Annotated in this window: 10 protein-coding genes; 6 read left to right on the forward strand and 4 right to left on the reverse strand. The window is 66.5% G+C overall.

All coding sequences use genetic code 11. The annotated features are described in order from the left end of the window. Positions 1–85 precede the first annotated feature (85 nt). A complete protein-coding gene (locus tag AAFN46_RS16575) occupies positions 86–457 on the reverse strand; it encodes a DUF262 domain-containing protein (protein WP_347809803.1) in 372 nt (123 codons plus the stop codon). 260 nt (positions 458–717) lie between these two features. Next, positions 718–1,185 (reverse strand): Lrp/AsnC family transcriptional regulator, encoded by a 468-nt coding sequence (locus AAFN46_RS16580; RefSeq protein WP_347809804.1) that lies wholly within the window; start codon positions 1,183–1,185, stop codon positions 718–720. A gap of 196 nt (positions 1,186–1,381) precedes the next feature. Between AAFN46_RS16580 and AAFN46_RS16585 the strand changes: the two genes are divergently transcribed. From AAFN46_RS16585 to AAFN46_RS16610, 6 genes are all read left to right on the forward strand, one after another. Next, a complete protein-coding gene (locus AAFN46_RS16585; protein WP_347809805.1) occupies positions 1,382–4,849 on the forward strand; it encodes an indolepyruvate ferredoxin oxidoreductase family protein in 3,468 nt (1,155 codons plus the stop codon). 144 nt (positions 4,850–4,993) lie between these two features. Next, positions 4,994–6,049, forward strand: coding sequence for a Glu/Leu/Phe/Val dehydrogenase dimerization domain-containing protein (locus AAFN46_RS16590; RefSeq protein WP_347809806.1), 1,056 nt, complete (start codon positions 4,994–4,996; stop codon positions 6,047–6,049). 70 nt (positions 6,050–6,119) lie between these two features. Next, a complete protein-coding gene (locus AAFN46_RS16595; RefSeq protein ID WP_347809807.1) occupies positions 6,120–7,580 on the forward strand; it encodes a sodium-dependent transporter in 1,461 nt (486 codons plus the stop codon). Positions 7,581–7,878: 298 nt separating this feature from the next. Next, positions 7,879–9,087: an MFS transporter gene (locus AAFN46_RS16600; protein WP_347809808.1), complete on the forward strand. Its 1,209-nt coding sequence runs from the start codon at positions 7,879–7,881 to the stop codon at positions 9,085–9,087. Further along, the gene (locus tag AAFN46_RS16605) at positions 9,084–9,206 is read left to right on the forward strand and encodes a hypothetical protein (RefSeq protein WP_347809809.1); all 123 of its coding nucleotides are present in this window, start codon (positions 9,084–9,086) and stop codon (positions 9,204–9,206) included. The genes AAFN46_RS16600 and AAFN46_RS16605 overlap by 4 nt, the downstream gene beginning before the upstream one ends. 62 nt (positions 9,207–9,268) lie before the next feature. After that, positions 9,269–9,820 carry a glutathione peroxidase gene (locus AAFN46_RS16610; RefSeq protein WP_347809810.1) on the forward strand — a complete coding sequence of 184 codons (552 nt, stop codon included), beginning with the start codon at positions 9,269–9,271 and terminating at the stop codon, positions 9,818–9,820. A gap of 383 nt (positions 9,821–10,203) precedes the next feature. Here the strand turns inward: AAFN46_RS16610 and AAFN46_RS16615 are convergent, their stop codons facing one another. Next, a complete protein-coding gene (locus tag AAFN46_RS16615; protein ID WP_347809811.1) occupies positions 10,204–11,487 on the reverse strand; it encodes an outer membrane protein transport protein in 1,284 nt (427 codons plus the stop codon). Positions 11,488–11,634: 147 nt separating this feature from the next. Continuing rightward, positions 11,635–12,114: a hypothetical protein gene (locus AAFN46_RS16620; protein ID WP_347809812.1), complete on the reverse strand. Its 480-nt coding sequence runs from the start codon at positions 12,112–12,114 to the stop codon at positions 11,635–11,637. Positions 12,115–12,322: the final 208 nt, after the last annotated feature.

Here is a 12,322-nt window from a genome sequence, read left to right on the forward strand (position 1 = left end):
GGTCTGCTTGCGCTTGCCGGCGTACTCGGCATCGGCGAAGGTCATCTGCTTCATCGGGAAACTCGGGCAACGGGATCGGCGTATTTCACCAGATTCGGGAAGTCTTCTTCAGAATTTCCTTAGTTTCTGCCATAGTATTCAGATCGAAAAACATGTCATCAACTGCGTACTCGTTTTCGATATACCCAAAGATGGCGTTCAACCGTTGCATGCCGTCGATGATCTCGAAAAGACCGTGATCGCTCGCGCCTTTGCGTTCGGCAAGCAGGACGATCGGGACAGGGAAACCGGATCGCAGTGAGTCAATGAACCTGCGTTTTTCGTCAAGCGTCCAAACTAGCTTGCGTTGATACCGGCGATTCACCATGTATTGCCGAGCCTGGTAGTTCCCGAACACCCGTTCAACTGATTCGCCTTTGACGGTCAGATCCTGCCTGCCCTTTTGTGCTTCGATCATTGCAGCTCCTAGGGATTAAACCGCTAATGTTGCCCATTGTAGCCCCAGCTTGATTGGGCCAACCAGCGTCAGAGGGTTTGGACTGAATTTACGGGGGTAAGGCCAGTCTCTAGTCCAGTCGGAATAGCCCGATATCTGCCAGTTGTTCGCTGCTGACAACAGATCAAGCCGAACGTAATTGGCTATTAGAGGAGGTGTTAGTGTGCGCTAACTCTACATGTAACCCCAGATGCCTAGTGCAGGTGGGGCGGTTGTATTGATCAATCCAACGGCAACTCCGTAGTCCTCTTCACCACACTCATCGCAATATGCGAATGCGCCTCCTGCACATGCGGCCGCTGCAACAGATGGTCGCGCAGGAAGCGTTCATAGTCGGCAATGTCCTTGGCCACCACCTTGAGCAGGTAGTCCGAGCCGCCGGCCATGGTGTGGCATTCCAGCACCTGCGGGTAGCCGACCACCGCCTCCTCGAACTCCTCCAGATTGCTGCGGCCGTGGGCCGACAGCTTGATGTCGACGAACACGGTGATGCCCAGGCCGAGCTTCTGCGGGTTGAGCAGGGCGACCTTGCGTTCGATCAGCCCTTCCTCCTGCATGCGGTGAATGCGTCGCCAGCAGGGTGACTGCGACAGCTCGACCTTCTCGGCGATCTCGGCGGCGGAGAGGTCGGCGTTGTGCTGCAGCAGGCGGAGGATGCGGCGGTCGATGGGGCTGAGTTTTTCCTGCATGAATTTTTCTCTTTATTGGTCATGTAGGGATAAGTCATGCGCAGTATTGCCGCCGCAGCCCTAAAAAAGAAAGAAAAAGCCGGAACCCCTCGGTCATAGTCTTGTCATCCGACCCGGCGCGGCGACCCCGTGCCAGGGTTTATCGGCGACCTCCAAGAAAGGTCGTCTCGCTCACACAAGAACAAAAGGAGCGCCCATGTCTCTGGCCGAAATCCGTCTGGACGACAAGTACCGTGTAGCCACTGGCCGGCTCTACCTGACCGGCACCCAGGCGCTGACCCGCCTGCCCATGCTGCAGAAGCAGCGCGATACCGCCCATGGGCTGAACACCGCCTGCTTCATCTCCGGCTACCGTGGTTCGCCCTTGGGCGGCCTGGACAAGAGCCTGTGGGAAGCCAAGCAGTTTCTCCAGGAAAACCACATCCACTTCCAGCCGGGCGTGAACGAGGAACTGGGCGCCACCGCCGTGTGGGGCAGCCAGCAGGCCAACCTGTTCCCCGGCGCGCGCTACGACGGCGTGTTCGCCATGTGGTACGGCAAGGGCCCGGGCGTGGATCGCAGCGGCGATGTGTTCAAGCACGGCAACTCGGCGGGCGTATCCAAACATGGCGGGGTGCTGGTGCTGGCCGGCGACGACCATGGCTGCAAGTCCTCGACCATCGCCCACCAGAGCGAGCATGCCTTCATCGCCGCGTCGATGCCGGTGCTCAACCCGGCCAACGTTCAGGAAATCCTCGACTACGGCATCCTCGGCTGGGAACTGTCGCGCTACAGCGGCTGCTGGGTGGCGCTGAAGACCATCGCCGAGAACGTCGATTCCTCCGCCGTGGTGGACGTCGACCCGCTACGCGTCGAGGTCAAACTGCCGACCGATTTCCAGTTGCCGGAAGACGGCGTGCATATCCGTTGGCCGGACCCGCCCCTGGCCCAGGAAAAACGCCTGAACCAGTACAAGATCTACGCCGCCCGCGCCTTCGCCCTGGCCAACCAGCTCGACCAGATCAAGCTGGACTCGCCCAACCCGCGCCTGGGCATCATCACCACCGGCAAGTCCTACCTGGACGTGCGCCAGGCCCTGGATGACCTCGGCCTGGACGAAGAACTGTGCGCCCAGGTCGGCCTGCGCGTGCTGAAGATCGGCATGAGCTGGCCGCTGGAGCCGGTGGCGGTGCACAACTTCGCCGAAGGCCTGGACGAGATCCTGGTGGTGGAGGAGAAGCGCAGCATCATCGAGGACCAGCTCACCGGCCAGCTGTACAACTGGCCGGTGGACAAGCGCCCGCGCGTGGTCGGCGAGTTCGACGAGGAGGGTAATTCGCTGCTGCCCAACCTGGCCGAGCTGACCCCGGCGATGATCGCCCGGGTGATAGCCCGGCGCCTGGCGCCGATCTACACCAGCCCGCAGATCGAGGAGCGCCTGGCCTTCCTCGCCGCCAAGGAAGCCGCGCTGGCCGCACCGAAGCACGACACCAAGCGCACCCCGCACTTCTGCTCGGGCTGCCCGCACAATAGCTCCACCCAGCTGCCGGAAGGCAGCCGCGCCCTCGGTGGTATCGGCTGCCACTACATGACCCAGTGGATGGACCGCAACACCGACACCTTCACCCAGATGGGCGGCGAGGGCGTTACCTGGATCGGCCAGGCGCCGTTCACCGACACCCCGCACGTGTTCCAGAACCTCGGCGACGGCACCTACTTCCATTCCGGCCACCTGGCCCTGCGCGCGGCGGTCGCCGCCGGGGTCAACATCACCTACAAGATCCTCTACAACGACGCGGTGGCCATGACCGGCGGCCAGCCGATCGACGGCGAGCTGCGCATCGACCAGCTCAGCCAGCAGGTCTACGCCGAGGGCGTCAAACGCATCGCCCTGGTCAGCGACGAGCCGGACAAGTACCCGACCCGCGCCACCTTCGCGCCCATCGTCACCTTCCACCACCGCCGCGAGCTGGACGCCGTGCAGCGCGAGCTGCGCGAGTTCAAGGGCGTGTCGGTGATCCTCTACGACCAGACCTGCGCCACCGAGAAGCGTCGCCGGCGCAAGCGCGGCAAGCTGGTCGACCCGGCCAAGCGCGCCTTCATCAACCCGGCCGTGTGCGAGGGTTGCGGCGACTGCAGCGTGAAGTCCAACTGCCTGTCCGTGCTGCCGCTGGAGACCGAGCTGGGGCGCAAGCGGCAGATCGACCAGAACGCCTGCAACAAGGACTTCTCCTGCGTCGAGGGCTTCTGCCCGAGCTTCGTCACCGTGCATGGCGGCGGCCTGCGCAAGCCCGAGGCCCTCGGCGCCAAGGCGCTGTTCGTGGCCCTGCCGGAGCCGCGCCAGCCCGATCTGGCGCGGCCCTGGAACATCCTCCTGCCGGGTGTCGGCGGCAGCGGCGTGACCACAGTCGGCGCGCTGCTGGGCATGGCCGCGCACCTGGAAGGCAAGGGCTGCACCGTGCTCGACCAGGCCGGCCTGGCGCAGAAATTCGGCCCGGTGATCAGCCATATCCGCATCGCCGCCAAGCAGGACGATATCTACGCCGTGCGCATCGCCGCCGGCGAGACCGACCTGCTGCTGGCCTGCGACCTGGTGGTGGCAGCCGGCGAGGAGTCCCTGGCCAAGCTGAATGACAAGATCGCCCACGCGGTGGTCAACAGTCATGAGGCGGCCACCGCCGAGTTCACCCGCAACCCGGACGCCCAGGTGCCCGGCGCGGCCATGCGCGAGGCGCTGGTCGAGGCGGTGGGCGAGAGCAAGACCCACTTCGTCGACGCCACCCGCCTGGCCACCGCGCTGCTCGGCGATACCATCGCCAGCAACCTGTTTATGCTCGGCTACGCCTATCAGAAGGGCCTGGTGCCGGTCTCGGCCGAGGCCATCGACAAGGCCATCGAGCTCAACGGCGTGTCGATCAAGCTCAACCAGCAGGCCTTCCTCTGGGGCCGCCGCGCCGCCCATGACCTGGCGGCGGTGGAGCAGCTGGCCACGCCGAAGAACCCGGAAGCGCCACGTTGCGAGAGCTTCGAGGAGATAGTCGCCGACCGCATGCAGCGCCTGACCGCCTACCAGAATGCCGAGTACGCGCAGCGTTATCTGCAGCTGGTCGAGCGTGTGCGCCAGGCCGACGGCAGCGCCGATCTGGCCCTGAGCCGCGCGGTGGCGCGCTACTACTTCAAGCTGCTGGCCTACAAGGACGAGTACGAAGTGGCGCGGCTGTACAGCGAGCCGAGCTTCCGCCAGCAGCTGGAGGCGCAGTTCGAGGGCGACTACCGCCTGCACTTCCACCTGGCGCCGAGCTGGCTGGCCAAGCCCGACGCGCGCACCGGCGCGCCGATCAAGCGCGAGTTCGGGCCCTGGGTGCTCAAGGCCTTCGGCGTGCTGGCGCGCTTCAAGTTCCTGCGTGGCAGCCTGCTCGATCCGTTCGGGCACAGCGCCGAGCGCAAGGTCGAACGCGAGCTGATCGGCGAGTACGAGGATCTGGTCGAGCTGCTGCTCAAGGAGCTGCGCCCGGACAACCTGCGCACCGCCGTGGCCCTGGCCGAGCTGCCGGAGCAGATCCGCGGCTACGGCCACGTCAAGGAACACGCCGTGGCCAAGGTGCGCGAGCAGGCCAGGCAACTCAAGGCCCGCCTGCTGGCCAGCGAGATCGCCGCCGTGCAGCTGTTCGAGCCGGCCGCCTGATCCACCTGTCCCCCTCTCCCGTTGGGAGAGGGGCTAGGGGTGAGGGACTCCCAGGCCCCTGTAACTCCCTCATCCGGCCTTCGGCCACCTTCTCCCAGGGGGAGAAGGGATCACTCCGCATTTAACGAGAATATCGAGGAATCCATGCCCGTCTTCACCCATATCGACTTCGACCATCACGAGCAGGTGGTCTTCGGCCATGACCAGGCCAGCGGCCTCAAGGCCATCATCGCCGTGCACGACACCAGCCTGGGCCCGGCCCTCGGCGGCTGCCGCATGTGGAACTACGCCACAGGCGAGGAGGCGCTGCGCGACGTGCTGCGCCTGTCGCGCGGCATGACCTACAAATCGGCCCTGGCGCGCCTGCCGCTGGGTGGCGGCAAGGCGGTGATCATCGGCGACCCGCGCACTGGCAAGAGCGAGGCGCTGTTCCAGGCCATGGGCGATTTCGTCGACAAGCTCGGCGGCCGCTACATCACCGCGGCCGACTCCGGCACCGGCGTGGCCGAGATGCAGATCATGGCCCAGCGCACCCGCCACGTGGCCGGCGCCGGCCAGCGCGAGGCTTTCGGCGGCGGCACCCGCGACGGCGACCCGTCGCCGTCCACCGCCTACGGCGTGTTCGTCGGCATTCGCGCCGCCGTGCGTCATCGCCTCGGTCGTGACGACCTCAAAGGCCTGAAGGTGGCGATCCAGGGCGTCGGCCAGGTCGGCTTCGGTCTGGCCAGGCACCTCAAGGACGCCGGCGCCGAGCTGTGGGTGACCGACATCTTCGAGGCCAACCAGCGCCGTGCGGTCGAGCAGCTGGGCGCCAAGGCGGTGAGCCAGCACGAGATCTTCGGCCTCGACGTCGACGTGTTCGCTCCCTGCGCCCTGGGTGCCATCGTCAATCCGCAGACCCTGGAAGCGCTGCGCGCGCCGATCATCGCCGGCGCCGCCAACAACCAGCTGGCCAGCCCGGAACTGGCCGAGCAGCTGCGCCGCCGCGACTGCCTGTACGCGCCGGATTACGCGATCAACGCCGGCGGCATCATCGACGTGTGCTACGAGCGCACCGGCGGCAGCGCCGAGCAGCTCAAGGCGCATATCGAGGGCATCGAGGCGACCCTGGACGAGATCTTCCAGCGCGCCGCGGCCGAAGGCGCCACCACCACGGCGGTCGCCGACCGCATGGCCCGCGAGATCCTCGGCCGCGCCTGACCCAAGCACCGCGCCGCCGGTGTGCGGCGGCGCATTCCTTCCGTCACACACAACAACAAGCAGGTGACGCATGACCCGTGAAACACCGAAGAATCTCTGGCTGTCGCGCTGGGGCTTCATCCTCGCCGCCACCGGCTCCGCCGTGGGCCTGGGCAATATCTGGAAGTTTCCCTACATCACCGGCGAGTACGGCGGCGGTGCCTTCGTCCTGATGTACCTGGCGTGCATCCTGGCCATCGGCATTCCGGTGATGATGACCGAGATCGCCCTCGGCCGCCGTGGCCGCGGCAGCCCGCTGGACGCGGTGGCGCGGGTGGCGCGCGAGGGCGGGGCCCACCCGCTGTGGCGCGGCGTAGGGCTGATGGCCATGCTCTGCGGCTTCATGATCCTGTGTTTCTATGTGGTCGCGGCCAGCTGGGCCTTCGCCTATACGTGGAAGATGCTCGACGGCTCGCTGGCCGCCACCAGCGTCGAGGCGCTGGGCGGGGTGTTCGAGGCGCACAACGCCAACCCCTGGCAGCTCGGCGGCTGGAGCCTGCTGGTGGCGCTGCTGACCCTGTTCATCGTGGCCAAGGGCGTGCAGAAGGGTATCGAGCGCTCGGTGAGCTGGATGATGCCGGGCCTGGCCGTGCTGCTGCTGATCCTGGTCGGCTACGCCTACAGCAGCGGCAGCTTCACTGCCGGGGTGGACTTCCTGTTCACCTTCGATGCCTCGAAGATCACCGGTGAGGCGCTGCTGGCGGCCCTCGGCCATGCCTTCTTCACCCTCAGCCTGGCCTCCGGCGCCATCCTCATCTATGGCTCCTATCTGCCGGACGGCCAGTCGGTGGTGCGCACCACCCTGGTCGTCGCCATCGCCGACACCTGCGTGGCGCTGCTCGCCGGCCTGGCCATCTTCCCGATCATCTTCGCCAATGGCCTGAGCCCCAGCGCCGGACCGGGGCTGATCTTCATGAGCCTGCCGCTGGCCTTCCAGCAGATGCCGTTCGGCACCTTCTTCGGCGTACTGTTCTTCGCCATGGTCTCGGTCGCCGCGCTGACCTCGGCGATTTCCCTGGTCGAGGCCACCGTCGCCTACCTCAACGAGAAGCACGGCATCAGCCGCGTCAGGGCCGCTACCGGCGCCGGCGTGGTGCTGCTGCTGATCAGCCTGCTGGCCATGCTCTCGTTCAACGTCATGGCCGGCTGGACGCCGGGCGGCAAGAACCTGTTCGACTGGCTGGACTACCTGACCTCGCGCTGGATGATGCCGCTGGGCGGCATCGGCATGGTGATCCTCGCCGGCTACTGCCTGCGCAGCGAGGTGATGCGCGACGAGCTGAACCTGCCGCCGCTGGGCTATGCGCTGTGGCTGTTCATGGTGCGCTACGTCAGCCCGGTGCTGATCGGCATCGTGTTCCTGCATGCCCTCGGTTGGCTGGGCTTCGACCCGATCGCCCGCTGGTACTGGATCGCCGGTGCCATCGGTGCCCTGGCCGTGCTCGGCGAGCTGCTGGCACCGCGCGTGCGCAGCGAGCTGGCGTTGCGCTGAGGCGCAGGGTGGATGGCACTAAGGTGGGCAAGCCTGCGGCGTTGCCCACCCTACGTTCTACCTGATGGTTTTGTAGCCCGGATTGCATCCGGGCTACTGTCTTCTCACCCCTCTCCCACTTGTGGGAGAGGGGCGGGGGAGAGGGAACTGCAGCCGTCTTCCCCTTCTGTTCCGCCGACTGAACGGCCAACTGTGACTGCCGCACCTATGGTCGTCGGGCGCATAGTGCTGCGCTGGTGTCGGCGTTGGGCCGCCACCGCCGATATCGCCGCGGGCGTGCCCGTGGGTAGGACGCATTATGAATTCGCTCTGGCGGACCAGCGGCTGGGTGCTGCTCGGTGCCTCGCTGATCCTCGCCCTGTCCCTGGGCATCCGCCACGGCTTCGGCCTGTTTCTCGCGCCGATGAGCGGCGAGTTCGGCTGGGGGCGCGAGGTGTTCGCCTTCGCCATCGCCCTGCAGAACCTGATCTGGGGCCTGGCCCAGCCGATCACCGGGGCCATCGCCGACCGTTACGGCGCGCGTCGGGTGATAGTCGCCGGCGGTCTGCTGTACGCCGCCGGCCTGGCGCTGATGGCGCTGTCCGACTCGGCGCTGTCGCTGTCGCTGAGCGCCGGCCTGCTGATCGGCATCGGCCTGTCCGGCACCTCCTTCTCGGTGCTGCTCGGCGTGGTCGGTCGCGCCCTGCCGGCCGAGCAGCGCAGCCTGGGCATGGGCGTCGCCGCGGCGGCCGGATCCTTCGGCCAGTTCGCCATGCTGCCCGGCTCGCTGGGCCTGATCGCCTGGCTCGGCTGGTCCGCCGCCTTGCTCGCCCTCGGCCTGCTGGTGGCGCTGATCGTGCCGCTGGCGCTGATGGTGCGCGACAATCCGCAGGCGGCGCCGGCCGGCAGCGAACAGAGCCTGCTCGAGGCGCTGCGCGAGGCCTGTGGGCACTCGGGCTTCTGGCTGCTGGCGCTGGGCTTCTTCGTCTGCGGCTTCCAGGTGGTGTTCATCGGCGTGCACCTGCCGTCGTACCTGGTCGACCAGCATCTGCCGGCCACGGTGGGCACCACGGTGCTGGCGCTGGTCGGGCTGTTCAACATCATCGGCACCTATGTTGCCGGCTGGCTTGGCAGCCGCCTGTCCAAGCCGCGCCTGCTCAGCGGCCTGTACCTGGCGCGCACCCTGGTGATAGCGGCCTTCGTCTACCTGCCGCTGAGCCAGTGGAGCGCCTATGCCTTCGGCGCGGCCATGGGCCTGCTGTGGTTGTCCACGGTGCCGCTGACCAACGGCACGGTGGCCACCCTGTTCGGCGTGCGCAACCTGTCCATGCTCGGCGGCATCGTCTTCCTGTTCCACCAGCTGGGCTCCTTCCTCGGCGGCTGGCTGGGCGGCTATCTGTACGACCATACCGGCAGCTACGACCTGGTCTGGCAGCTGGCGATCCTCTTCGGCCTGCTGGCGGCGGCGCTCAACTGGCCGGTGCGCGAGCAGCCGGTGGCGCGCCTGCGCGAGGTGCAGCCGGCATGAGCCGGCAGCTCGGCCTGCCGCTCGCCGGGCTGGCGCTGGCGGGAGCGCTGGTGCTGGCCTGGTGGGGCTGGAGCCAGGGCGGCCTGGCCCTGCTGCAGCTGGGCATGAGCCTGTGCTGAGCGTTGCCGTGGCGGGCAGGGGCGCGTAGCGTGGTGGGCATGACCGAATCGGAGCCTGCCCCATGTTCCCGCGCATCGCCTCGCTGACCCTGCTTGCCCTGCTGTCCGCCCCGCTCTGGGCGGCCGACTGTCCGCCGCTGCTGCAGGGCCAGGGCGAGCTGCAGCAGCTGCGCTCCAAGGAGCGCATCGACCTGTGCCAGCGCTTCGCCGGCAAGCCGCTGCTGGTGGTCAACACCGCCAGCCACTGCGGTTTCACCCCGCAGTTCAAGGGCCTGGAGGCGCTCTACCAGCGCTACAAGGGACAGGGCCTGGAAGTGCTCGGCGTGCCCTCCGACGACTTCCGCCAGGAGGCCGACAACAGCGAGGAGACCGCCAAGGTCTGCTTCATCGACTACGGCGTGACCTTCGCCATGAGCGAGCCGCAGAAGGTCAGCGGCGACGACGCGGTGCCGCTGTTCCGCGAGCTGGCCGCGCAGAGCAGCAAGCCGCGCTGGAACTTCTACAAGTACGTGGTCGGTCGCGACGGCAAGGTGATCGCCAGCTTCTCCAGCCTGACCAAGCCGGACGACGAGGATCTGATCGAGGCGCTGGAGAAGGCCATCGCCCAGGAGTAGAGAGGGTCGGAGCCGGATGCAACCCGGGCTACGGCTGGAGCAGAGCATCGCCCGGGCATGAAGAAACCGGGCAGAGCGTCTAATGCTGTTCACTTAAGAAAACGCCGCGACTTCTTTAAAGCGTCGCGGCGTTTTCTGGCTTGTGTCTGCCTGAGGGCACACTGCGCAATGCCGTAGCTCGGTAGTGAAAAATGTCCCAAGTGCCCCCTCTCCCGCCGGGAGAGGGGGTGAGGGCGTTTCGGCGAGACCCTCACCCCGGCCCTCTCCCTGGGGGAGAGGGAGAACAACAGTCGCGGTGCCGACTCAAGCAAAGTCCAGCCGTGGCCATGATGTCGCTAAGTGAACAGCATTAGGGCAGAGTGCCCGGCTTTTCGTGTGGGCCTTCAGAAGCGGTAAGTGGCCTGCACGCCCAGGCCATGGGCGCTGTTGTTGTACTCGCCGCTGAAACCCGGGGCGATGTCGCGGCCGGCCAGTTCCTTGCCCGGCTGGTTGACCTTGGCCGGGTTTTCCCGCAGGTAGGTGTAGGCCACATCGATGGTCAGGTCGGCGTTCGGCGACCAGCCGGCGCCCAGCGAGAACACCTTGCGGTTGCCCACGGGAATGCGCACGCTGCGGTGCGCGTTTTCCGCCGGCGACGGGTCGAGCGCCAGGCCGGTGCGCAGGACCCACTGCGGATTCAGCCGGTAGGACGCGCCGATGGCGTAGGACCAGGTGTCGTGCCACTTCAGCTCCTCGCTGACCTCGGCGATGGGCTGCATGCCGAGCAGGCTTGGGGTGCCACGGTTCTCCACCACGATTTCCTGCAGGCGGCTCCAGCGGGTGAAGGTGGCGCCGGCGTGCAAGGTCCACTGCTCGTCGAAGGCATAGCTGACGGAGGTGTCGACGCTCTCCGGGGTGGTGAAGTCCAGGCTGGCGTCGTACTCGCCATTGAAGGCGCTGAGGAACGGGCCGTTGCCACCGCTGATCCGGGTGCGGCCTTCCAGGGTGTAGTCGACCTTGGAGTGGTAGGTCAGGCCCCAGGTCAGGCTGTCGCCGATGTCGACCATGATCCCGGCGTTGAAGCCGTAGCCGAGGTCGTCGCCCTTGATGCCGACCTTGGTCTCGCCGCTGCCGAAGACGGCGCTGTTGTCCAGCTTGTTGATCAGGGTGCCCTTGATCTTGTTGAGGGTCGGGCCGAAACCGACGGATACGCGCTCGTTGATGCGGTAGCTGAGGGTCGGCTGCAGGGTGACCACCTCGACCTTGCTGGTCAGGCCCTTGAAGCGGCCGCCGAAGCCGTTCTCGTAGTCGCTCATCAGCGCGTAGGGCACATACAGGCCCAGGCCCCAGCTGAAGCGCTCGTCGAGGGGGCTGGCGTAGTAGGCGAAGGGCACGGCGGCGAAGGGCACCATGTCGCCCTCTGCCGTTTCGTGGCTGGCGTCGTCGATATCGATATTGGCATCCACCACCGCCAGGCCGCCGGTCACTTGCGCACGCTCGAGCTTGCTCAGCCCGGCCGGGTTGCCGAACAGCACGGAGGCGTCGTTGACGGTCGAGGCGCGGCCGGCGAAGGAGGTGCCCATGCCGCTGACGCTCTGCTCGTTGATGGCAATGCCGTTGCCCAGGCTGTGGGTGGAGATCGCGCCTATGGCCAGGGCGAGGGAGGTCTGCAACCGGAGGTTTTTCATTAGGCAGCTCACGAACAGCGAAATCGAGGGCCGGCAAACTATCCCCTTTCACCGTGGTTGCCAACGCCTCGGGGACGCATTTTTCGTGAAGATTCGTAATCGAATCAGTTACATACAAATATCCGGGTGGTCGATTTGATGTTCCGCTCAGGCTGCCCGGTACTGTTCGGCCACGCAGTGCTGCCAGGCCTGGAGGAAGTCGCGCAGCCGGCCCTGGGGCTGGAATACATGGCGCCAGATGCGGGCCAGCCCGTGCAGGTCGTCGGCGGCCGGCAGCAGCGGCTGTTCGCTCTCTACCAGCAGCCAGGCGATGGCCGTGGCGTAGCGCAGGTTCACCCGCAGTTCCAGTTCGGGCGCGGCGAGGAAGGCGTGCTGGCTGGCCAGGCCGCGCACCAGGCTGGCGAGATCCGGGTCGCGCGCCAGGTGCTGGTCCCAGAGCTGGCGGTGACGCCGCTCGCTGATGCGGTACAGGCCGTGGCCGTGCGGGTCGCCGAGGGCGCTGCCGAGTGCCGACTGGCTGGCGGCGGCGCCCAGCAGCAGGGCTTCGGCGGTGGGAGAGTGGCGCCCCAGGTAGATCAGCGTGGGGCGGATGACGTGCTGGCACAACTCGCTGGCGGCAATTCCCATGGGGCCCTCGCGAAAGGTGCCGGCGGGGCCAGGTGCCTGGCAGCTGTTCTTGGTTCTAATAAAGGCCCCGCCGGGAGCGGGGTTAGCCGCTCGATTTGAAGTGTAGTGCGACAAATCGGCTGTAAAGGGCTGTTTTTAAACTGTTTAAGGATTGGAGGTAGGGCTGATATATCACTCGGCGATTAGGGGCGGCCGGCTATTCGCGTCT

This window comes from Pseudomonas sp. CAU 1711, from assembly GCF_039888625.1.
Classification (GTDB): domain Bacteria; phylum Pseudomonadota; class Gammaproteobacteria; order Pseudomonadales; family Pseudomonadaceae; genus Aquipseudomonas.

What these genes read in the sequence shown, in the direction of transcription:
- AAFN46_RS16575 (WP_347809803.1), bottom strand. Translation starts at nt 457, where the DNA reads ATGATCGAAGCACAAAAGGGCAGGCAGGATCTGACCGTCAAAGGCGAA.
- AAFN46_RS16580 (WP_347809804.1), bottom strand. Translation starts at nt 1,185, where the DNA reads ATGCAGGAAAAACTCAGCCCCATCGACCGCCGCATCCTCCGCCTGCTG.
- AAFN46_RS16585 (WP_347809805.1), top strand. Translation starts at nt 1,382, where the DNA reads ATGTCTCTGGCCGAAATCCGTCTGGACGACAAGTACCGTGTAGCCACT.
- AAFN46_RS16590 (WP_347809806.1), top strand. Translation starts at nt 4,994, where the DNA reads ATGCCCGTCTTCACCCATATCGACTTCGACCATCACGAGCAGGTGGTC.
- AAFN46_RS16595 (WP_347809807.1), top strand. Translation starts at nt 6,120, where the DNA reads ATGACCCGTGAAACACCGAAGAATCTCTGGCTGTCGCGCTGGGGCTTC.
- AAFN46_RS16600 (WP_347809808.1), top strand. Translation starts at nt 7,879, where the DNA reads ATGAATTCGCTCTGGCGGACCAGCGGCTGGGTGCTGCTCGGTGCCTCG.
- AAFN46_RS16605 (WP_347809809.1), top strand. Translation starts at nt 9,084, where the DNA reads ATGAGCCGGCAGCTCGGCCTGCCGCTCGCCGGGCTGGCGCTGGCGGGA.
- AAFN46_RS16610 (WP_347809810.1), top strand. Translation starts at nt 9,269, where the DNA reads ATGTTCCCGCGCATCGCCTCGCTGACCCTGCTTGCCCTGCTGTCCGCC.
- AAFN46_RS16615 (WP_347809811.1), bottom strand. Translation starts at nt 11,487, where the DNA reads ATGAAAAACCTCCGGTTGCAGACCTCCCTCGCCCTGGCCATAGGCGCG.
- AAFN46_RS16620 (WP_347809812.1), bottom strand. Translation starts at nt 12,114, where the DNA reads ATGGGAATTGCCGCCAGCGAGTTGTGCCAGCACGTCATCCGCCCCACG.